Source organism: Dehalobacter sp. CP (assembly GCF_047652685.1).
GTDB lineage: Bacteria > Bacillota > Desulfitobacteriia > Desulfitobacteriales > Syntrophobotulaceae > Dehalobacter.
The window spans coordinates 2296395-2318628 of the sequence record NZ_CP157399.1 but is presented as its reverse complement, the minus strand read 5'-3'; the positions used below and the strand labels follow the sequence as shown (position 1 = coordinate 2318628).

24 protein-coding genes are annotated in these 22234 nt (G+C 42.2%); 18 read left to right on the top strand and 6 right to left on the bottom strand.

The genetic code is table 11. The features are described from left to right. Positions 1 to 22 precede the first annotated feature (22 nt). The 4 genes from AAH944_RS11485 to AAH944_RS11470 all read right to left on the bottom strand — a co-directional run bounded on the left by AAH944_RS11485 (position 23) and on the right by AAH944_RS11470 (position 2543). Positions 23 to 514 (bottom strand): MarR family winged helix-turn-helix transcriptional regulator, encoded by a 492-nt coding sequence (locus AAH944_RS11485; protein ID WP_415535010.1) that lies wholly within the window; start codon positions 512 to 514, stop codon positions 23 to 25. 80 nt (positions 515 to 594) lie between these two features. Next, the gene (locus tag AAH944_RS11480; protein WP_415535009.1) at positions 595 to 1590 is read right to left on the bottom strand and encodes an SPL family radical SAM protein; all 996 of its coding nucleotides are present in this window, start codon (positions 1588 to 1590) and stop codon (positions 595 to 597) included. 250 nt (positions 1591 to 1840) lie between these two features. Next, complete coding sequence (locus tag AAH944_RS11475; protein WP_015044452.1) at positions 1841 to 2086, bottom strand: hypothetical protein; 246 nt, start codon at positions 2084 to 2086, stop codon at positions 1841 to 1843. Positions 2087 to 2210: 124 nt separating this feature from the next. Next, positions 2211 to 2543, bottom strand: a complete 333-nt coding sequence (locus tag AAH944_RS11470) for a hypothetical protein (protein WP_415535008.1) — start codon at positions 2541 to 2543, stop codon at positions 2211 to 2213. Positions 2544 to 2945: 402 nt separating this feature from the next. Between AAH944_RS11470 and AAH944_RS11465 the strand changes: the two genes are divergently transcribed. Then, positions 2946 to 3680, top strand: a complete 735-nt coding sequence (locus AAH944_RS11465) for a type II toxin-antitoxin system prevent-host-death family antitoxin (RefSeq protein ID WP_415535007.1) — start codon at positions 2946 to 2948, stop codon at positions 3678 to 3680. 38 nt (positions 3681 to 3718) lie between these two features. After that, entirely contained in the window at positions 3719 to 3913 is a 195-nt protein-coding gene (locus AAH944_RS11460; RefSeq protein ID WP_415535006.1) for a YwbE family protein, read from the top strand. A 2-nt stretch (positions 3914 to 3915) separates the two neighbouring features. Here AAH944_RS11460 and AAH944_RS11455 read toward each other — a convergent pair whose 3' ends face one another. Further along, positions 3916 to 4839: an RluA family pseudouridine synthase gene (locus AAH944_RS11455; protein ID WP_415535005.1), complete on the bottom strand. Its 924-nt coding sequence runs from the start codon at positions 4837 to 4839 to the stop codon at positions 3916 to 3918. Positions 4840 to 5318: 479 nt separating this feature from the next. Between AAH944_RS11455 and AAH944_RS11450 the strand changes: the two genes are divergently transcribed. From AAH944_RS11450 to AAH944_RS11440, 3 genes are all read left to right on the top strand, one after another. Beyond that, a complete protein-coding gene (locus tag AAH944_RS11450) occupies positions 5319 to 6233 on the top strand; it encodes a helix-turn-helix transcriptional regulator (protein WP_415535004.1) in 915 nt (304 codons plus the stop codon). Between the two features lie 84 nt (positions 6234 to 6317). After that, entirely contained in the window at positions 6318 to 6782 is a 465-nt protein-coding gene (locus AAH944_RS11445) for a GyrI-like domain-containing protein (RefSeq protein ID WP_415535003.1), read from the top strand. A gap of 212 nt (positions 6783 to 6994) precedes the next feature. After that, positions 6995 to 8866, top strand: a complete 1872-nt coding sequence (locus AAH944_RS11440) for a cell wall-binding repeat-containing protein (RefSeq protein WP_415535002.1) — start codon at positions 6995 to 6997, stop codon at positions 8864 to 8866. Between the two features lie 2 nt (positions 8867 to 8868). Here AAH944_RS11440 and AAH944_RS11435 read toward each other — a convergent pair whose 3' ends face one another. Continuing rightward, the gene (locus tag AAH944_RS11435; RefSeq protein WP_415535001.1) at positions 8869 to 9987 is read right to left on the bottom strand and encodes an aldo/keto reductase; all 1119 of its coding nucleotides are present in this window, start codon (positions 9985 to 9987) and stop codon (positions 8869 to 8871) included. 170 nt (positions 9988 to 10157) lie between these two features. Here AAH944_RS11435 and AAH944_RS11430 point away from each other — a divergent pair, with 170 nt between their 5' ends. The 13 genes from AAH944_RS11430 to AAH944_RS11370 all read left to right on the top strand — a co-directional run bounded on the left by AAH944_RS11430 (position 10158) and on the right by AAH944_RS11370 (position 21765). Then, complete coding sequence (locus AAH944_RS11430; RefSeq protein WP_020493020.1) at positions 10158 to 10457, top strand: hypothetical protein; 300 nt, start codon at positions 10158 to 10160, stop codon at positions 10455 to 10457. Between the two features lie 57 nt (positions 10458 to 10514). After that, positions 10515 to 11318: a MerR family transcriptional regulator gene (locus tag AAH944_RS11425; RefSeq protein WP_415535000.1), complete on the top strand. Its 804-nt coding sequence runs from the start codon at positions 10515 to 10517 to the stop codon at positions 11316 to 11318. 258 nt (positions 11319 to 11576) lie between these two features. Further along, positions 11577 to 12296, top strand: a complete 720-nt coding sequence (locus tag AAH944_RS11420; RefSeq protein ID WP_415534999.1) for a Crp/Fnr family transcriptional regulator — start codon at positions 11577 to 11579, stop codon at positions 12294 to 12296. Positions 12297 to 12824: 528 nt separating this feature from the next. Then, complete coding sequence (locus AAH944_RS11415; protein ID WP_415534998.1) at positions 12825 to 13628, top strand: methyltetrahydrofolate cobalamin methyltransferase; 804 nt, start codon at positions 12825 to 12827, stop codon at positions 13626 to 13628. Between the two features lie 65 nt (positions 13629 to 13693). Beyond that, positions 13694 to 14329 (top strand): corrinoid protein, encoded by a 636-nt coding sequence (locus AAH944_RS11410; protein WP_415534997.1) that lies wholly within the window; start codon positions 13694 to 13696, stop codon positions 14327 to 14329. Between the two features lie 38 nt (positions 14330 to 14367). Next, positions 14368 to 15348, top strand: a complete 981-nt coding sequence (locus AAH944_RS11405) for a uroporphyrinogen decarboxylase family protein (RefSeq protein WP_415534996.1) — start codon at positions 14368 to 14370, stop codon at positions 15346 to 15348. A 165-nt stretch (positions 15349 to 15513) separates the two neighbouring features. Then, the gene (locus tag AAH944_RS11400) at positions 15514 to 16173 is read left to right on the top strand and encodes a GTP-binding protein (protein ID WP_415537865.1); all 660 of its coding nucleotides are present in this window, start codon (positions 15514 to 15516) and stop codon (positions 16171 to 16173) included. A gap of 1 nt (position 16174) precedes the next feature. Further along, a complete protein-coding gene (locus tag AAH944_RS11395) occupies positions 16175 to 16639 on the top strand; it encodes a hypothetical protein (protein WP_415534995.1) in 465 nt (154 codons plus the stop codon). A 555-nt stretch (positions 16640 to 17194) separates the two neighbouring features. Continuing rightward, a complete protein-coding gene (locus AAH944_RS11390) occupies positions 17195 to 17917 on the top strand; it encodes a Crp/Fnr family transcriptional regulator (RefSeq protein ID WP_415534994.1) in 723 nt (240 codons plus the stop codon). A 128-nt stretch (positions 17918 to 18045) separates the two neighbouring features. Continuing rightward, complete coding sequence (locus AAH944_RS11385; RefSeq protein WP_119776229.1) at positions 18046 to 18357, top strand: dehalogenase; 312 nt, start codon at positions 18046 to 18048, stop codon at positions 18355 to 18357. A 16-nt stretch (positions 18358 to 18373) separates the two neighbouring features. Beyond that, positions 18374 to 19750, top strand: a complete 1377-nt coding sequence (locus AAH944_RS11380) for a reductive dehalogenase (RefSeq protein WP_415534993.1) — start codon at positions 18374 to 18376, stop codon at positions 19748 to 19750. A 304-nt stretch (positions 19751 to 20054) separates the two neighbouring features. Next, positions 20055 to 20366, top strand: a complete 312-nt coding sequence (locus AAH944_RS11375; RefSeq protein WP_368293017.1) for a dehalogenase — start codon at positions 20055 to 20057, stop codon at positions 20364 to 20366. 16 nt (positions 20367 to 20382) lie between these two features. Further along, entirely contained in the window at positions 20383 to 21765 is a 1383-nt protein-coding gene (locus AAH944_RS11370) for a reductive dehalogenase (RefSeq protein WP_415534992.1), read from the top strand. The last annotated feature ends 469 nt before the right edge of the window (positions 21766 to 22234 follow it).

Below are 22234 nucleotides of genomic sequence, written 5' to 3'. Positions count from 1 at the left end.
CAGTTGATGTTCACTCGATGACTCACTCGATGATGATTTTTCGTATCGTCTGCGCGGGACTGTTCATCGCTCGTGACTGTTCCTTTTGCAAGACACAGAAGACTTTCTCGATGATCGTGAAGAGCAGGGCTGTTTCATCGGAGGTCAGCTCGGCGAGCACCTTTTGCCCGTATTGCCTGAAGGTCGTAAGAATCTGGCGGATCTGGTTCCTGCCGGATTCATGGAGGCGGATGGTCACGACCCGTTTGTCGTCGTCATTCCGCTCGCGGCTGAGCAATGCTTGCTTCTCCATGCGGGAGATAATGCCGGTAGCCGTATTCAGCGGGACATTCAGATACTGGGCAACCTGCGTCATGGTGACATCCTCTTGACGATACAAAAGCAGCAGGACGAGTAATTCGTTTTTGGTGGCGTTCATCAGAATATTCGCCCATAGATCACCAGCGATCAGCGGCTTGATCCGGTCGATGAACTGAAATAGGGTATCTTCCATTAAGAGTTTTTCAGCATCCAAACTTAGTTCCTCCTTCGAAGTAATTTAATTCTACATCGGAATTAAATGGACGTCAAGAGGTAGTTATATGGTTTCGCGATCTAGACCACATATAGGATCGGAACATCTTTAAGTTTTTGCGCAAGCTGTTCTCTTAAGAATTGCTCTGCTTCCCCCCGCGCTTCAGGACGGTAACAGTATTTTCCTCGGCCGCGCCCGGTCATCAGGGATTTATCGTATAATTCCAGCGCATTCGGAAAGGCCTCGGTGTTGATGGCGCGATGCACATAACTGTAGGTCATAAAAATGATTTCAATAAACAAGTGCTTTTTGGTATTCTCGGAGAGCTTGTCAGCCAATTCATCGATCAGCTGACCATAGAGCGCCTTCCAGTTGTCCGCGAGGACGACGGGGGCAATCAGTATCCCCACTTTGTATCCGGCGTCACCCATCTGGTTAAGCGCTGCGATCCGTGTTTGCAATGAGGAGGTTCCGAACTCGACTTTTTGGATGATCTCCTGGGGGTTCATACTCATGCGCATCAGGATACGGCCCCGATGATTTAAGGGAAGCAAAGGGCCAATATGATCAAATTTGGTTGGAAAGGTCAAAAAGCTTTTTTCGCTCAGACTGAAGCGCTCGATCGTCCATTCCAGGTTGCCGGTGATGGTATTTTCCAACACCAGATCACTGTTACTGCCGATTTCGAAGACAAGATCTTTATCCGAATTCCGTGCCGTTTTGAGCAGCTTTTCCATCATTTGCTCCCGGTTGACGAAGAGTCGGAGATAGGAACATTTGTTGTAATTGCAGACCAGATAGCAATAAAGACACATGGCGCTGCAGCCGGAGGACGTATACGGGACCAGGTAATCGGAGACTTTGTGATTAGGTGTATAGGTTAACGATTTTCGGACGCCGATGATAAGATGCCGCTTCATCCTGGCGAATTCACGGTTTTCATTTTGCCGCAATGACGTAATGTTATTGTGGTTTTCTATTGGAATCCAGGGGATTTGTTGAAATTGATGCTTTAATTTTTTCCCCAGTTTATAATCAAGGATTGCCGGTTCATAGAAGATTTTATCCGGGACCATAGTCTCACCCCTATTTTTCTGCCTTGAATTCGTATGTTCCAATTAGTATGTTCCAAAGGGTAGAATTTATTTCGTAATAATTTACGCCCGACACGATAGATGGCGGGCCCATCGGTCAAAGGGGGACATATCGGGTTAAGCTGCCTTGCGATGATTATGAAGCCGAGTATCTCGTCGACGGCTATCTTTTTTATTTAGATGACTTTGGCTATTACATTGAATCAATCTTAATTCAATAAAAAAATAAAGGCTATAAAGCCTTCACTTTGTTATCAATGATTTTAATTTGGGCACTGTTTTCCGTCAAATCATCCCGTATCTCTTGTATTGCTTGCCAGGACATATCTTGCTTTTCGCTGACTTTATCAACTTTGTTCTCGAGTTTTTCAACTTTGTTCTCAAGTCTATCTATTTTGTCACTTAGCGTTTTATTTTCTACGCGCAAAGCTTTTTCCATTGAATTTAATTTATCCAGGATTATATCCGATTTATCCATAGGCACGTCCTCCTGACCTTTAGCAATATCATATCACTTTCCAGTTGTTTGGACAAGAATAGATTGAGGTGAATGGTAAAGGAAAGGGCAAGAATAATCATGTTGTCAGCAGGGTGTCTATCCTCTACTGAAGAGCTTTTTCCTTGATGCTGTGATGTTCTTCTATCCTCTGCTTTAGCTCTTCAACCGTTATGCCTTTTTTTTCAGCTATTTCCTTAAGTTTCGCTTCATCCATTTTTCCGTGGCCTTTGCAGCATTTACCTTCCGCAATCCGCTTTTTCAGTTCTTCGACCGTAATACCTTTTTTTTGGGCGATCTCCTTGAGCTTTGCCTCTAATCGAACTTTAGCTTCTTCCTTAGTAATTCCCTTTTCTTGCGATATTTTGTCGATCATTTTGTCATAGCAGGATGGGGATTGTACGTTCGGACTATTCTGCTCCGTAGCAGCAATTGCCACGAAAGACAATGACAAAGTAAAAATTAAAGCAACGGTTAGGGATAATGCAATTAACTTTGTTTTGTTAATTATAAGCCCTCCTTTATTTTAACTTGCCCTTTCCTGTCTTTATTTTGAGCAGCTTAGAAGGAATAATACCTCTAGATGAAAAGAGTCAAACATCTCCATCCGGGCAGATGGCGAATATGGAATCTGATTTCATCCAATACAATACCGATTTCCGTCATATAGACTTCGAAGGGTGGCTTATTGAAGTCCTGCATCATTGCAGTACATAGACCATCCTTATTCTCGCTTTATAAAAATGTGAGAAAAGAACATTAGCTAATAATAAGTTGACACAGTAGCTAATATTTTTTATAATTATACCTAAATTAGTAAATTCAGGATGAAGGTGATCCTATGCGTATTAACACCACAGATATGCAAAATGCTTTTGGAAAATATCTTTCTCTGGTAGAGAAGGAAGATATTATTATTACAAAGAACGGCAAGAGTGTTGCCAAACTCATCCGCTATAACGAACCGGACTATTTTCTTGTCCATGAAGAAGCAAATACATATCGATCGACAAAAACGGTGAGCTATGAAGAATACATGGAGCTGGTAGAGTCCTCTGATCAAAGGTATGAACTGATCGACGGTGAGATTTATCTGTTAGCGTCGCCATCATTCACCCATCAGGTAGTCGTTAACGAAATTTCAGGTTGTTTTTATAACTATTTTAAGGGAAAACCTTGCCGTTCCTTAACCGCACCGTTGGATGTCCGGCTATTTGGTTATGCGACGAAGTTCGAAGAAGATCCGAATGTGGTTCAGCCGGATGTCGTCGTGATCTGTGATGAAGACAAGGTGAATGAGAAGAACAAGTATGAAGGTATACCGACACTGGCGGTCGAAGTCTTGTCGCCATCCACCAAAGCCAAAGATCTGGTTGCAAAATTAAATCTCTATATGAAAAGCGGCGTTTTAGAATACTGGGTTGTAAACCCGGAAAACAAAAGTATTCTTCAATATTCTTTTTCAAAAGAAAGGGATATAGACAATCTAAGGAGTCTCCAGCAGGGAGATACGATTCAATCGACTGTCTTTCCGGATTTGGAGATACCTTTACCTGATATTTTTTCTGAGATTTAGCTGCCGGAAAAATTAGCAATAAGTAGGTGTTTATATTAATGGATGGAAATAACCGTGCCGATATTAAGCCCGGTACACACGTTTTTATCGTACAAAAACAAGATCAGCGAACAGAAAAATTGACCGAAGGAATCGTTAAAGATATTCTAACCAATTCATCGAATCATCCTCATGGAATTAAAGTCCGGCTAAGTAATGGCATTGTAGGCCGAGTAAAACAAATCATTCCCTAGGATTACTTATTTTGTTTTTTATGAAAAAGACTCAAGAACTCTTTAGGAATCGGACTTTCAAAATGCATAATTTCATTGGTTACCGGATGCTTGAAAGCCAGGATGTGAGCATGAAGTCCTAACCGGTTGATGCTGCTCTTTACTCCTCCATATTTTATATCCCCGATAACACTGTGCCCGATGTCTTGCATATGAATACGTATTTGATTTTTGCGGCCGGTCTCCAGTTTTACCTCCAATAAAGAATAGGAATTGTTTTTTTCCAATACCTTGTAATGGGTCACGGCTTTTTGCCCACCATTGGGAGTCTTGCTGGAGTACATTCGAAGCGCTTTATTTTCTGTTAACCAAGAGGTAATAGTCCCTTGATCATCGGTTAGGGGACCATGAACAACCACGGCATAACTTCTTTCCAGAACAACTTCCTTCCAGGCGTTTTGGAGCTTTTCCTTTATCTCTTCGCTTTTGGCAAACATCATGACCCCGGAGGTTTCTTTATCCAGCCGATGTACAACAAAAACCCGACTCTGACTATCTCTTTTTTTGATATGTGTACTTAAAACATTATAAGCTGTTAATTCCTTTTCTCTGTCGGTCGCGATTGAAAGCATTCCGGCAGGTTTTTCTATGATGATAAGATATTCATCTTCAAAGAAAATCTTTAGCCCCAGGGGCTTGAGCTCTCTTCTTTCTTGATAGACTTTGCTCCGATTAATGTTAACCTTTTGACCTGCAACCAACGGATAGTTAAACAAAGTTGTTACCTCGCCGTCTACAGAAATCTGGCGATGGGAGAGAAGTGACTTGATAGAGTTTCTCCCTTGTTGTGGCAACTGAGCAATAAGGAATTTTAACAATTCATTTTCTTTATCAACGATAAGGGAAGTTTGTTTCTCAGGACGATGTTTGGTATTTGCTTTTTTCATCTGTTAACCCCTTCATAATCATATTATTTTGAGTAAGCGAAGATCTTTCCAGAAGATAATTGCCATTATGTATAAAAAAACTCTGGCATTTTAGTATTAGCTATTATTGAATAAATAGCAATAGGCTAGATCTTCTATCAGCCAATTGGCCTCCTATGTATTTCTCGTCAGGTATTGTCGGGATATCAAAGGAAGAATAAGAGAAGAAATAAATTTTAACCTCAAATGATTGCATTTAATCTGTTGATGGTATAAAATACCAATAGAACATATGTTCTAAGAGAGGCAAAAAGAGGTTACTAATGGAACAATCATTCGGCGGTCCCTTAAAGCTGGAGATCTTAGAAAAGTATTTTGATTTTTACCCCCAAGCTTTAAAGAAACAAAATTTTTGAGCCAATTCTAGGGGAAATAACCCGGTTATTTTTATTGAGAGTTATAGCGCCGGTAAAAATCTGACATGGAAAGACGGTGAAACGATGAAGATCAACCGGCTTTTGGAAATGATAATTCTTTTACTGAATAAAGGGACCATCACTGCCGGTGAACTCTCCGACCGGTTTCAGGTATCTGTGCGGACGATTTACCGGGATATTGATATTCTATCCACGTCCGGGGTTCCGGTGGTGATGACCAGAGGTAACGGTGGGGGAATATCGCTGCTGGAGGAGTATTCTCTGAGCAAGGTCATGATCAGTGAGCAGGAGAGGGACGGTTTGCTGCTTGCTTTGCAGACCCTGCAGGCTACCAGGTATCCGCAAAGTGAGGATATCCTGGCAAAGTTGGGAGTGGTGTTAAAAAAGCCCTCCCGCAAGGATTGGGTCGAGATCGATTTCTCTTATTCGAACAGCACGCCCAATGAGAAGAATAAATTCAACGATATTAAAGAAGCGATTTGGCAGCACAGGGTAATTTCTTTTGATTATGTAAATTCTAATGGCCTAAAAAGCAGCCGTTCGGCTGAGCCGGAAAGGCTGCTGTACAAAAGTCATACCTGGTATTTAATTGCTTACTGCCGCAAGCGGGAAGAGCACCGCATTTTTCGTCTGACAAGAGTTAAAAACGTCACGGTCTTGGAAGAGCCATTTACCCCGAGGCTTTGTCCGGAATGGGAAGAAGAGGCAAGCGGCCTACCGGATTCTGTCCATCTAAAACTAAAGTTTCAGCCCAGGATCTTAAACCGGATTTACGATGATTTTGCCGAGGAACTCATTCAGAAAAATGAGGACGGCACTTTGGTCGTCGAGGTGGACTTTCCGGAAGATGAGTGGGTCTATGGCTATATCCTTTCTTTCGGCAGCTATGTTGAAGTATTGGAGCCCGTACATATCCGGCGAATCGTTACCGAACGGTTAAAACAGGCTTTAGAAAAATACGAAACTCCTCAAATATGACATCCTATTGTCAATACGTTCCAGTAAGATAGAGGTAGTGAAAACTTAATGGAACAATAATATTTGAAAGGGAGAAAAAGTGTCATGATGTTTCAAGTTGAACTCTTGGAGCGTAAAGCTCAGCCTGCTCTGGTGGTCAGAGCGAAAACGGCCGTGGCCGAACTGCCGAAAGTGATCGGCGAAAGCTATGGGAAGATCATGGGGTATCTGAATGAACTCGGTGTCCAGCCGATCGATGCTCCATATACCGCCTACTACAACCTGGATATGGAAAACTTGGATGTAGAAATGGGGTTTCCCGTTGCTAAGCTTTTCCCGGATAAGGAGGACATTCATGCTCGGGAGATTCCAGCCGGCAAATTTGCCAGCTGCATTTACAAAGGACCCTATAGCGGGATGGAGCAGCCTTATAACGAAATGTTCCGCTGGATCGAAGAAAATGGCTGCAAACCGGCAGGCGAGTATTACGAATACTACTATAATGCCCCCAGCGATGTTCCGGAGAGTGAACTTCTGACCAAAATTGTAATGCCGGTTATTCAAAAATAAAATCCTGGATTCGCAAAACCTCCTTACAATTTTTTTGTTTGGAGGTTTTACATCTATTTACATGAGAGGAAAACATATCAACTAGTGGTGAAAGGAATGAATATAGTACAATTCTCTTATGGAAACATCATGATTTGGCAAGAAATAAAACAAAAGAGGAAAGTAGATTGTACATAAAATTATTACGGCATCTTCGGTTCGGTGGATTGCTTATGCTTTGTTTTCTTTTTTTCACCGGATGGATGACAAGCGCAGTGAATGCAGATACGACTCAAATCGATCGAATCTATGGTTCAGACCGTTATGCGACAGCGGCAGCCATTTCCCAGAAAGGATGGGAATCGTCGGAGTATGCTGTCTTGGCCCGCGGCGATGACTTTGCAGACGCTCTCTGCGCGGGACCACTGGCGGCGAAGTATCATGCTCCGATCCTACTGACTGAGTCTCAATCCCTGAATGCTGATGCACAGAGTGAGATTCAACGGCTTGGTGTCAAGCGCGTATTTATTACAGGCGGGACTTCGAGCATCTCTGCGGAGATTGAGACAACGCTGCGTGAAGCCGGTGTAATCGAGATTGTTCGTCTCGCCGGTAATGACCGCTATGAAACATCAGTAAAAATTGCCGAAGCGTTAAACAGCAACAAGATGATTCTGGCGACAGGGAAGAATTATCCGGATGCACTCTCCATTGCGGTGGTGGCAGCCCAAGCGGAAATACCGATCTTACTCGCCGGTAAAGACAGGCTGCCGCAAAGCGTTAAGGAATATGTGCAAAAACAGAACATTGAGCAAGCCTATATTGTTGGAGGTACAGGCGTAATCAGCGAGGGGGTAGCCCAACAAGTGCCGGGAGCTTTCCGGTTAGCCGGGTCTGACCGTTATGCCACCAATGTAGCGGTTTTAGAACACTTTTCCGGCCAATTGGACCTTTCCAGGTTGTTTGTCGCGGTGGGTGAGGGGCCCAAAGGAACAGAGTTCGCCGATGCTTTAACCGGTGCTGTACTGGCTGCTAAATCATCATCCCCGCTTATTCTCGTGCGTGACACCCTGCCGGAGGTCACGCAAAAATATCTCAAAGGGAAGATCACACCTTTTACGGTTGTGACGGGACTTGGCGGAGAGAATGCGGTTAAATCTTCGGTCCTGCAGCGGATCATTAATTTAGCCAATACCAATGATGGCAAACTTTCAGTATCTCCGGCGAGTACAATCGCGGGAGCCATCAAGAATATTTACCTGGTCTATCTTCCTGGGGAGGACATGAACAACGGAACCGTGGAGTTCTTCCTTCCGGATAGGTACTTGGCGATAGCCGGACAGGATAAAATCACGATAAACGGCATTGTAAATTCATTAACCTCTGAACAGATTTCCGATGCTGGACAAAGGGTCAGGATATCGGGACTGAACGTTACGACCGGTCAAAAAATAATCCTGACACTCAATGACAAAAGCGTTCAGGACGTTGGCAACTACAGTTTTAAGGTGATCGCGGATGCAGATGGCTCAGGAATTCTTAGACCAAGCTCAGGAAGTCTTACGGAGTCAAGGACGCTTCCAGTTCGTTTCCCGAGTCTTAAAGTGGGGATACAGCTGCTCTCTTACAACCGGCCGGCTACGCCTTTATCCCCAAAAGGATTTGTCATTCATTCCACAGCGGATCCTGGGGCCACCGCGCAGAAAATAGTTCAATATTTTAATTACCCCAACCGTTATTCCTCTACCCATTATGTTGCGGATTGGACTGAAACCGTGCAAATGATTCCGGAAGACGAAATGGCCTGGCATGCTGCCCAAACAGCCAACCAAAGGTACCTTTCCGTAGAAATGTGTGAACCGGAAGGAAATCAGCCCGAGCAATTTAAAAAAGTTTGGGATCAGACCGTTCTTTTGGTTGCAGATGCTTGTATCCGGTATGGCTGGGACCCTCAAAAAGATATCTTCAGTCATATGGACATCTCTTATGCCTATCGGGAAACAGATCATATTGATCCAATCCCGTTCCTTAAAAAATATAACAAGACTTGGCAGGATTTATTGAATGCAATTCAAGCCAAGATGGTTGAACTGCAAACGAATTGATCCTATTCCGAGAGAGCTGCAGCATCCTTTAACGTGTCAATAATATGGATTTGCTGAGGACAGACGTCTTCACAGTTGCCGCAGGCAATACACGCGGAAGGCTTTGTGCTGCCCAGCATCAAGGCAATTTGATAAGTCCTTTTCGCACCTTGTAAATCACCGAAGATCATATTCCGGTTCAAGGCATCTAAAAAAACCGGTATGTGAATTTGCTGCGGGCATCCTTTGACGCAATACGCACACGAGGTACAAGGAATAGAGGGAATCGCACGGAGAGCCTCCCGTGCCCGTACGATCACGGCCGTTTCTTCCAGACTCAAAGGCCGGAAATCCTCCATATAGGAAAGATTGTCTTTCATCTGCTGGGTGGTAGACATCCCGCTGAGCACAGTGATGACCTTGTCCAAAGAAGCGGCAAAGCGAATGGCCCAAGATGCCAAAGAGGCCTTAGGATCAGCTTCTTCAAATATTTTCCGGACACTGTCGGCTGGATTTGCCAGTACGCCGCCCTTCACAGGCTCCATGACAATGATTGGTTTGTTATGCTTAAGTGCCACTTCATAGCATTGGCGCGACTGGACGGATTCGCTCTCCCAATCGGCATAGTTGATCTGGAGTTGAACAAATTCTGTCTCCGGGTGTTCAGTCAGGATGCGGTCGAGTAAATCAGCCTTGTCATGGTAGGAAAAACCGATATGACGGGCAAGTCTCTTCTCTTTCAGCTCCAGCATATAATCCCAGATACCGAAGTCGTCAAAGACTTTCTTGCGGCTTTCACTCACATTATGCATCAGATAGTAATCAAAATATCCGGCTCCTGTGCGCCTAAGCGAGGTATGGAGCATCTCTTTGGCCTCTGCGGCAGTGGAGACCGCCCAGGCCGGAAGCTTAGTAGCAAGCTGAAAGCTTTCGCGGGGATAGCGGTCAACAAGGGCTGTTTTTATGGCCGCTTCCGATTTCCCGTTGATGTAGCCGTACGCCGTATCAAAGTAAGTGAAACCCTTGGCCATGAACAGATCAACCATTTCTTTGGTCTGCTCAAGGTCAATTTCTTTTTTGATCATCGGAAGCCTCATCAGTCCAAAACCGAGCTTCCGTATATTTTTGCCTAAATAGTCCATGATTTATCTCCTGCCATCGTTTAGTGTGATATCATCTCTCAATGGATTAAGTCTGAAATTAATTGTAGTTGGCTGCAAACAGACTGTCAAATTTACCTTTTAAAAAAGCGGCAACAAATGTAAAATGGAAATAAGCTAATATCAATGAACAATAATAAGGAGGCCTATCTATGAAAAAGAAATATATTATCTTCATGATTATGGCAATCTTAATTTCCTTCACATTGACAGGATGTATACCGGGAGATGGCACGTATACATCTGAAAGACCGGCAGGGTTTTTATGGGGCGTTTGGCATGGGTGGATTGCGCCAATTTCACTGATTGTCGGGTTATTTAAGGATAATATCAGAATCTATGAGACCGTAAATACAGGCTGGTGGTATGATTTTGGCTTTTATATTGCTGTGATCAGCGGCTTCGGTGGGGCGTCCTTATCCCGAAAGAAAAAGAAAGAGAAAAAGGAGTAATGGCCTTGACTCTCCCCCGTAGTGGAGGGTTTATACTGTTTGCAGGGAGGTGAGGTCGTGTATAAAATCAGTGAGTTCTCCAAGATCACCAATATAACGGTTAAGGCCTTGCGGTATTATGATGACCAAGATATTTTGAAACCGTCTTACCGTGCGGAAAATTCCTATCGCTATTATGACAACCATGATTTTAGCCGGGCAAGGCTGATTGTTTTATTGCGTGATCTAAGCTTTTCTATTTCAGAAATTAAGGATATCCTAGCCCATTGTGAAAGTCCCGATGATCTGTCCTACTATTTAGCTGAAAAGCAAGATATGCTTGCGGAACAGATTAGCAAAGAGAAAGAACTGATTAAAAAGATGAACCTCTACCTTGGACCCAAAGAAATGGAGGCAGGGAGTATGAACTACAACATTGAGACGAAAGAATTTGAGGAAATGACAGTCGCCGCAATCCGCTATAAAGGCAGGTACAGCGACGTCGGGAAGTACATTGGGACCATTTATAAAGAAGCAAGAGGAAAGACTTTCGGAGAACCGTTTTGCTGCTATTACGATGAGGATTTCAAAGAAGAAGCGGATATCGAGCTTTGCGTTCCGGTCAAAGGACCCGTGACCGGATCGAATATACACTGCAAAAAGTTACCGAAGATCAAAGCAATCTGCACAACGCATGTCGGCAGTTATGAAAATTTGAGTTTCGCCTATAAAGCTGTGCTGGATTATGCCAGCGAGCATAGCCTGGAGTACAAGCTGCCTTCCAGGGAGATTTATCATAAAGGTCCCGGGATGATTTTCAGGGGGAACCCCAATAAGTATGTTACGGAAATTGTCATGCCCATCGAACCATCAAAATTGTAAGTGGCAAATGAATATTTATCTAGGCTATGATTTGTTAGGCACCGAAATTTCGGTGCCTTTTCTTAATATGGATGTAACGAACGATTCTTTGCCACGAAGATGTTGTCATGGTTTATTGGTGCGTATGGCATCGCAAAGCAAAATGAGTATAAATTGAAGAATTTTTCATAAATTAAGCTTATACTCAATTTATGATTATTGACACAAAAGCTTTGAAATAATTGATAAAAAGGAAATTGTAAGAAAGGAGTGGGAATTATGCAGGAGAATTTTGAAAAATGGAGGGTGGGTATTCCAGATACATTTTATCCGATAAGCGAATTGCAGAAGTATGTTCAATACGGTACTGTCAAATCTTACTTAAAAGATAGTTTAGTTGTTTTACCGGGTGAAGCAATCCATAAATTTATCTATGTGCTTACCGGTAAATTGCAAGTAAACTTTCTGTTCAGCGATGGACGAGAACGAATGGTTTATTTTGGCGGCGAACATTGTATGTTCAACTATTTATTTCAACACAACTCCGACAATCGTATGGCGGCTTATATTATAGCCTTAGAAGATAGCCAACTATGTTTTTTTTCTTGGGAACAGCTTGAAAAGATTTTTCATATGGATGGAAATCTTCTCTTTGAAATAATGAAAAATGAGAATGCCAAAGGCAATTTCTTTATGAAGCAGGCGGCCGAGATGGACTTTTTAAATCCGACAATACGGATTGTGAAATTGGTTTATCAATTATGCGTTTCTCAGGGGAAGCCTGTTAATAATCATATCGAGGTCAACATTAATTTACCCTTGAGAGATATTTCTGAAATAACCGGAGCCCATTATGCAACCGTCTCCAAAGTATTCTGCACGCTGAATAAGCTTCATATTTTAGATAGAAAGAGAGACAAGATTGTTATTTTTGATATGAGAAAGCTGGAAGAATTAACACAAGAAACACAATTATTCAAACATGATGGCACTAATTGAATAGCATTTGTAAAATATTATCATTTATAAAATGATTATTTTCAATTTAGACTGAATCATTTAATTATCTTATTTTGTACAATGTACCTAGTCATCCGATTGACCAAATTCCTAAAAGAGGAGGTGAATTAGTTGTTTTACCGGGTGAAGCAATCCATAAGTTTATGTGCTTACCGGTAAATTGCAGTAAACTTTCTGTTCAGCGATGGACGAGAACGAATGGTTTACAATACAACTCCGACAATAAGGATTGTGAAATTGATTTATTAATTATGCGTTTCTCAGGGGAAGCCTGTTAATAAGTAAATTGAGGTCAACACTAATTTACCCTTGAGAAATATTTTTGAAATAACCGGAGCTCATTAGGTAACGGTCTCCAATGTATTCTGCACGCTGAATAAGCTTCATATTTTAGATAAGAAAAGAGACAAGATCGTTATTTTGATATGAGAAAGCTGGAAGAATTAACACAGGAAACACAATTATTCGAAACCAGAAAAACAAAGTATTACTGGAGGTAGACTATCTATGATTATTATTGGAGAAAAAATCAACGGTGCCATTCCTTCTGTAGCGAGAGCAATCGCTGAGAAGGATGCAGGCTTCATCCGAAATCTCGCCAAAATTCAATCTGATGCCGGCGCGGATTTTATTGATGTCTGTGCATCCACGGACGTCAAAATTGAACTCGAAACCTTAAAATGGCTGATTGACTTGGTACAGGAAGTGACAGATACCCCGATTTGTATCGACAGCCCGCATGATCAGACCTGCGTCGATGCGATTCAATTTTGCAAACGTCCGGGACTCATCAACTCCGTATCCGGCGAAGGAGACAAGATCGATGTCGTATTCCCGGTCATTGCCGATACCAAATGGGAATGCGTTGCGCTTCTTTGCGATGACAGCGGAATTTCCAAGACTGCGGAGAAACGTCTCGAAGTATTTGCAAACATCATGAAAAGAGCTAAAGAATTTAATATTGCTCCGTCTCGTCTGCACATTGATCCACTGGTCGAAATGCTCTGTACTTCGGAAGAAGGTATCAACATGATTGTTGACGTGATTAAAGAGATTAAAAGACAATATCCGTCAATTCACATCACCGGCGGATTCAGCAATATTTCGTTTAACTTGCCTGCTAGAAAGCTTGTCAATCAGGCCTTCTGCGTTCTGGCAATGAACGCCGGCATGGACAGCGGGATCCTTGACCCGACGAATCAGGATTTGGTCGGTATGATCTTTGCGACGGAAGCACTCTTAGGTCAGGATGAATATTGCATGGAATACATTGGAGCCTTCAGAGAAGGACGTTTTGGTCAGAAAAAATAGTTATAAGCGCTGTTCAATCACAAAATTGTTGTTTAATTATAAAATTTTAAGGGGGATTATAAAAAATGGCTAAAATTGAAGAAGTCAAAGCAATGGTAGAAGCAGGAAAAGCAAAACTTGTTCCTGGATTGGTACAGGAAGCGCTCGATGAAGGAAGCGCAGCAAAAGAAATTCTGCAGGCAATGGTAGATTCGATGGGGGTTGTCGGGGACAAGTTCTCCACAGGCGAAATCTTCGTTCCTGAAATGTTAATGGCCGCCAAAGCCATGGCCAAAGGTGTTGATGTTCTGAAACCGCTGATGGCTGGCGACACCTCAAGCTCCTTAGGTACCTGCATTATCGGAACCGTAGCAGGCGACCTGCATGATATCGGTAAAAACCTTGTTTCTATGATGATCGAAAGTGCCGGATTCACCGTGGTTGACCTCGGTGTGGACGTAGCGCATGAAAAATGGATTGAAGCTATCAAAGAAAATCAAAATGTTACCTTAGTAGCTTGTTCCGGGCTTTTGACCACAACGATGCCAGCATTAAAGGACGCTGTGCAAACGGTCAAGTCCAGCGGTTTGACAGGCTTTAAAGTTCTCGTCGGTGGTGCTCCTATTACCCAGCAATTCGCTGATGAAATCAATGCCGATGGTTTTGCTCCTGATGCCGGCAGTGCTGCAGTAAAAGCTGCTGAGTTGGTAAAATCTTTATAAGATGAAAGATCTTGCTAAATAAAGGGAGGTAAATCAATATGACGCTGACTCAGAGAGAAAATTTTGAGATCATGCTTAACGGAGGAAAACCGGAATTCGCCCCTTTGCTGTATGAACTATATAAAGTGTGCATGTTAGCAACGAATAATACAGACCAACCATGGCAAGGCGGGAAGGATCCGTTTGGCGTAAATTGGGTAGCCACGGCTGAGGGAGTCATACCGGAGTCAGGAAAAATATTATTTGATGACATCGCCGATTGGAAAAAATATGTGAAATTCCCTGATGTTGATTCTCTTGGAATTGAGCAGATGGCACAAATTGAATTGGCTGACTTTACTGACGAAAAAAGAAAGGAACAACCGGTTGCAGTATTTAATGCATGTGGTCTCTTTGAACGGATGGCTGCATTTATGGGGTTTGAAAATACCTTATGTGCTTTGATTGAAGATCCGGATTCCTGTAATGAATTCTTCGAGGCAATGGCGGATTACAAAATCGCTTGTATAAACCGATATATCGATGTATATAAGCCGGATGTCATCATCTATTTTGATGATTTTGCCACTGCTCGCGGACTATTTATGTCACCAAAAACCTACCGCGAAGTCATTAAGCCGCACCACAAAAGAATCATTGAGGCTGTGACTTCCCGTGGCGTTATCTTTAATCAACATACATGTGGGAAATGTGAAGATATCATCGAAGACTATGTTGAAATGGGTATTAAAATATGGGATGCTGCTCAGGTTTGTAATGATTTGGAGGGAATCCTGACGAAATATCATGGCCGCTTAATTGTAGAAGGCGGTTGGGATACATCCGGACCTGCCAGTTATATTGGCGCTCCCGTAGAAGCAATCATTGAAGAAACGAAAAGATGTGCAGAGCAATACGGGAAAAAAGGAAATTTTATACTGTTCCCAGTACTCATGAACGAAAAAGGGCATGCCTTTATGACCGGTGACGAAAGAATTCCTGCGTTAATGAAAACCTGGCATGAAGTCAATAAGTTATAATACACTCAATAGAATAAATATTTAAATCATTATTTAAGTGAAAGATTGCAAAATCCTCTGGATAATTTTATTCAAGGGGATTTTGCTTATATTCGAATGGCTCTTTTCCGGACCCCATAGTTAAAAAAGATCCCCGAATAGCAAACAGATTTCTCTATATAAGTACTGGAGAGGGCCCAGAAGCACGATTATACTGAAAAGGAGAGGGTTGCCATCAAAGTAATCATATTAAGCGGATTCTTGGGGTCAGGTAAAACCAGTGTGTTAATGCAGCTTGCAAGACATCTCGTTGAAACTTCTAATGGTAATGAGAACGACAAAAAGGTTGTAATCATAGAAAATGAAATCGGTACAGCCGGAATTGATAACCTTCTACTAGAGAATGAAGATTTTACCGTCAAGAACCTTTTTGCCGGCTGCGCCTGCTGTACATCTTCCGCTAAACTCACGGATACAGTTAATTATCTTAGTAAGGAATACAGCCCGGAATGGATCATCATTGAGGCAACTGGGCTTGCTTTTCCGAGTAAAATAAAAAGCGCGGTGGAGACAGAACTCGGGATGCAGGCTATGACAATTATTGTAGTTGATGCCAAACGGTGGTTCCGATTGGTTGGTGCTATGGAAAACTTCGTCTCAGAGCAGCTAGAGGATACGAAGTCAGTGTTAGTTAACAAGATTGATTTGGTAGATGAAACGACAGTGGAAAAAGTACAGGAGAGTATCCGGAAATATAACCGGGATGCGTACTGTTACCCTGTATCCGCTACTAACGAGCTTTCAACCGGATTTTGGAACGATTTATTTGAAAAGGCGGGGATCTAAAATGGCACACGAACACCACGAACACCACGAACACCATGAACACGAAGGCCAAGCCTGTCAGTGCGGACACCATCATGACGAGCAGCATGAACAGCATGAACAGCATGAGAAATCGGTGCTCTGCAATCAGGAAGAAATCACAGTTACCCACCATGAAGGAGCCGTTATTTTATCTACTGAACGTGTCATTGCCAAAGAATATTCGTGGGTAAGAGATAGGCTCAACAAAGAGCTACAGTCTTTAGCCGGTTGGGTTGAAGAGCAGGGAGGGCTTGTGGGGCATATCAAGGCTTTTCTTGCTGAAACCGGCTATACCTGCATGCTATCCACGACAGGCGAAGATGTACAGATCAAGGAAACCTTGAAACCAAAAGTCACGGCCAAGATTACCCTGATAGTTTTTATTAACAATGAAAATGAATTATATTCTAAATTAGCAGAAACGTTAAAAAAATTAGTCAATTAACTTTCCAGAAACTATGACGAGCGTAAAGATGATTTTCCTCCTGTAAACATTATAACTGTTTAAATTCTATTCTATGACTCAAAAAAAACTTAATCATGATATACTTTTTGGATAATCAGGTTCTAATATTAGGGTAAGCATTTGCACTGTGTTGCTCATAATATGAGGAAGATGGCAGTACTAACTGATAAAAGATGAGCTGAAAAAATTGGGCTAGATAGGTTAAGGGGACGTCGCGAAATAAAATTTCGTTACGTCCCCTTCGTGGCCGTGTTCAATCATAGCCTTAAGTTGAAGGCAAAAATATTTTTAAGCAATAAAATTAAATAGGTTATTAGCCAACCCTCAATATAACAAATACACCCTTTTGTTATAATAGCCGGGACACTTAGGAGCATGTTGTCATGGTTTATTGGTGCGTACGGCATTGCAAAGCAAAATAAGTATGAATTGAAGAATTTTTCATAAATTAAGCCTATACTAAATTTATGATTATTGACACAAAAGCTTTGAAATAATTGACAAAAAGGAAATTGTAAGAAAGGAGTGGGAATTATGCAGGAGAATTTTGAAAAATGGAGGGTGGGTATTCCAGATACATTTTATCCGATAAGCGAATTGCAGAAGTATGTTCAATACGGTACTGTCAAATCTTACTTAAAAGATAGTTTAGTTGTTTCACCGGGTGAAGCAATCCATAAATTTATCTATGTGCTTACCGGTAAATTGCAAGTAAACTTTGTGTTCAGCGATGGACGAGAACGGATGGTTTATTTTGGCGGCAAACATTGTATGTTCAACTATTTATTTCAATATAACTCCGACAATCGTATGGCGGCTTATATTATAGCCTTAGAAGACAGCCAACTATGTTTTTTTTCTTGGGAACAGCTTGAAAAGATTTTTCATATGGACGGAAATCTTTTCTTTGAAATAATGAGAAATGAGAGTGCCAAATGCAATTTCTTTATGAAACAGTCGGCCGAGATGGACTTTTTAAATCCGACAATACGGATTGTGAAATTGATTTATCAATTATGCGTCTCTCAGGGGAAGCCTGTTAATAATCATATAGAGGTCAACATTGATTTACCCTTGAGAGATATTTCTGAAATAACCGGAGCTCATTATGTAACCGTCTCCAAAGTATTCTGCACGCTGAATAAGCTTCATATTTTAGATAAGAAGAGAGACAAGATCGTTATTTTTGATATCAGAAAGCTGGAAGAATTAACACAAGAAACACAATTATTCAAACATGATGGCACTGATTATTAGCATTTGTAAAATATTATCATTTATAAAATGATTATTTTCAATTTAGACTGAATCATTTAATTATCTTATTTTGTACAATGTACCTAGTCATCCGATTGACCAAATCGTTAAAAGAGGAGGTGAAAATGATGGGTACATTGTTGATTTTTGTTGCTGGCGTGTTATTTTTAGCCGCGATTCTTTTTATTAAACCTCGCGCCAAAATGGAGCAAATGTGGAGAACAGTAATTAACTGGGTCTTATTCGTGATTTGGTATGCTGTTACCTGGACGGGAATTTCCTTTATCTATATCAACGCATCCGTAGGGCATGTTAAAGCAACGAGTACTGCAATATTCTTATTTGGAGGATTAGCTATCATCCTTGCAGTTGTACTGGCACGTTTGTTAGGCTTCATCACTATTGGAAAAACGAAAAAGACAAATACTGAACAAGCTTGAAAAGAGGTCAAAAAGAATGAGTAGTGAGCAAAAAAAACAACCTCAAATCAACCGAAGGAATTTTCTGAAAGCCGGCGCTGCAGCTACATTCCTTGGTGTTGCCGGAGTATTAAAAACACCTGGTAAGTTTGCAAGTGCAGCAAGCAGTGTGCAATATGCTGCTGCGCCAAAAGGACAATGGTCCAAAATACATCCTGTGCACGATATGGGCAGTGCTGCAGTACACTATGTGGAACATAATGATCAATGGTTGGGAACCACTAAGATCGTTGGAAAGATCAAGAATATCAGCGAAGCTGACGGTGGTGGTGGACTGCTATTAAGAGGTAAACTTGGAGATAAGGCATTTCGAGGATTCATGACCCAAACTCTGAGATCCCCTATAAACACAGCAATTGCTCAAGCCGCTGGTCCTATTGCTTCGCCCGCAGTTATGGAAGGAAAGCCTGCCCCTCAGAAAATGGCGATACCTGATCCCGAGCAAATGTCAATGCACATTAAAGATCTGGCTTACTTTCTGCGTGCAGATGATGTAGCAATTGGTAAAATGCCGGAATATGCCTACTTTTCCTATCATACATTAAACGCGTTTGATTTGGCGAAAAAACCTGTAGAGGAATGCGTCGTGCCTGTAACTGAACGGATGCCATATGTCATCACCGTTTTGAGAGACCAACATTTAGAAACGATGCTGGGTTCCACTGGCTATGACGGGATCAGTGATGCGCAGTCCTTTAATGCTTATCACCTTACAGCTAATATATCTGTCATCATAGCAAATTACATTCGCAAACTTGGTTATAATGCAAGGGCCTCTCATGCTTTCAATAACATTTTGGCAGTTACCCCTTGTCTTATCGCAGCCGGGTTGGGAGAGCTATCCCGCACAGGTAACACCAGTGCCCATCCCCGGCTCGGATTCCGCACTAAAGCTGCTGTCGTTACTACGGATCTGCCGCTTGCTCCGGATAAGCCAATCGATTTTGGCTTGCAGGATTTCTGCAGAGTGTGTAAGAAATGTGCAACGGAATGTCCGGCTCAAGCCATTTCCTATGATGCCGATCCTGTGGAATATAACGGATACTTGCGCTGGAACGTCAATTCTAATACGTGCCAAATATTCCGGGTAACAAACGAAGAAGGTATTTCCTGCGGACGGTGCATGAAAGTCTGCCCATGGAATTCCAAAGAGGATTCATGGTTCCATCAGGCGGGAACCTGGATCGGAAGCCAGAATTCGGCAGGAGCCAGTCTCCTTAAATCGATTGATGATATGTTCGGATATGGTACCGAGCAGATCTTGGATTATAAGTGGTGGCTTGAATGGCCGGAAAACCACAAAATTCCGGAAACATTGACTACAACAAGGACTTCATTGACAGGTGTAAAATAAGATATGAGCGGCGCATCATATCCAACGCTTAATATGGAGCGATTTCCTTCATCTGAGTACGCCACGTGTGTCTGGACAAAGAAGAAATGAAGCGCGGAAAGGTTAGCCACCAAGCAAAGGTGACTAACCTTTCTGCTACATACTCACTGTTATTATTTTCATTTATAAAATATTATCATTTTCAGTTTAGATTGAATAAAATATTTCCATTTTCAATTTAGATTGAATCATTTAATTACCTTATTTTGTACAATGTACCTAGTCATCCGGATTGGCCAAATCGCTAAGAGAGGAGGTGAAAATGATGGGTACATTGTTGATTTTTATTGCTGGCGTGTTATTTTTAGCTGCAATTCTTTTTATTAAACCTCGCGCCAAAATGGAGCAAATGTGGAGAACAGTAATTAACTGGGTCTTATTTGTGATTTGGTATGCTGTTACCTGGACGGGAATTTCCTTTATCTACATCAACGCATCAGTAGGGCATGTTAAAGCAACGAGTACTGCAATATTCCTATTTGGAGGATTAGCTATCATCCTTGCAGTTGTACTGGCACGTTTGTTAGGCTTCATCACTATTGGAAAAACGAAAAAGGCAAATACTGAACAAGCTTGAAAAGAGGTGAAAAAGAATGAGTAGTGAGCAAAAAAAACAACTTCAAATCAACCGAAGGAATTTTCTGAAAGCCGGCGTTGCAGCCACATTCCTTGGTGTTGCCGGAGTATTAAAAACACCTGGTAAGTTTGCAAGTGCAGCAAACAACTACGCTGTGCAGTACGCTGCTGCGCCAAAAGGACAATGGTCCAAAATTCATCCTGTGCACGATATGGGGAGTGCTGCAGTACGCTATGTGGAACATAATGATCAATGGTTGGGAACCACTAAGATCGTTGGAAAGATCAAGAATATCAGCGAAGCTGAAAATGCTACTGCACTGGTAGTAAGACGTCAGCTTGGTGAACTAGGAGCTAACGGGGTTGGAGATAAGGCGTTTCGCGGATACATGACCCAAACTGCGAGACACCCTTTAAACACAGCAATTGGTCAAGCCGCTGTTCTTATTGCTACGCCGGCAGCTGTGTCAGGAAAGCCTAATCCGGATAAATTGGCGATACCTGATCCCGAGCAAATGTCAATGCACATTAAAGATCTGGGTTACTTTCTGCATTGCGACGATATAGCAATTGGCAAAATGCCGGAATATGCCTACTTTTCCCATCATTATCTAAGCTTGAAGGATATGGCGAAAAAACCTATGGAGGAATGCATCGAACCTGTAACCGAACGGTTGCCATATGTCATCGGGATTTTGAAAGACCAACATTTAGAAACGACGCTGGGTTCCACTGGCTATGACGGGATCAGTGATGCGCAGTCCTTTAATGCTTATTCTGCTACAGCTTTTGTATCTGTCATCATAGCAAATTACATCCGCAGGCTTGGTTATAATGCAAGGGCTTCTCATGCTTTCAATAACATTGTGGCAGTTACCCCTTGTCTTGTCGCAGCCGGGTTGGGAGAGATGTGCCGCTTAGGTAACGGCAGTCTCCATCCCCGGCTAGGATTCCGCCATAAAGCTGCTGTCGTTACTACGGATCTGCCGCTTGCTCCGGATAAGCCAATCGATTTTGGCTTGCAGGATTTCTGCAGAGTGTGTAAGAAATGCGCGGAGGAATGTCCGGCTCAAGCCATTTCCTATGATGCCGATACTGTGGAATATAACGGATACCTGCGCTGGAACGTCAGTACTTTAAAGTGCAGTATATTCCGGGTATCAAACGAAGAAGGCGTTTCCTGCGGACGGTGCATGAAAGTCTGCCCATGGAATTCCAAAGAGGATTCATGGTTCCATCAGGCGGGAACCTGGATGGGAAGCCAGAATTCGGCAGGAGCCAGTCTCCTTAGAAAGATTGATGATATGTTCGGATATGGCACCGAGCAGATTTTGGATTATAAATGGTGGCTTGAATATCCGGAAATGTACAAAATTCCGGAAACTATAACTATTAAGTAAAGTCTTCATTGACAAGTGAAAAATAAGATATGAGCTATACCATGTGGTTTCCGCGCCAAATGCGGTCTGCCGATTGGAATCTGGTCGGCATCTGATGATCGGCACATCATATCCAATGCTTAATATGGAGCGATTTCCTTCATCTGAGTACTCCACGTGTGTTTGGACAAAGAAGAGATGAAGCGCGGAAAGGTTAGCCACCAAGCAAAGGGGGCTAACCTTTCTTCTACATACTCACTGCTATTATTTTATTATCTAATACTGGTGTGGCTGCCGATTACGAAAAAATCCTGAAACCTTGTCAAAAACGTGATAGAGGAAGATCTGTAAACCTCCTGGGGATGTGCTCCGGGAGGTTTATCGTCTAAAATATGGATATTTTGAAGGAAAGTGCGGAAATTTAGCGAATTATTCTAAAAGTTTATATTAACAGAAAAGGAAATAGTTCCGTTTTTAAATACAAAAGGTT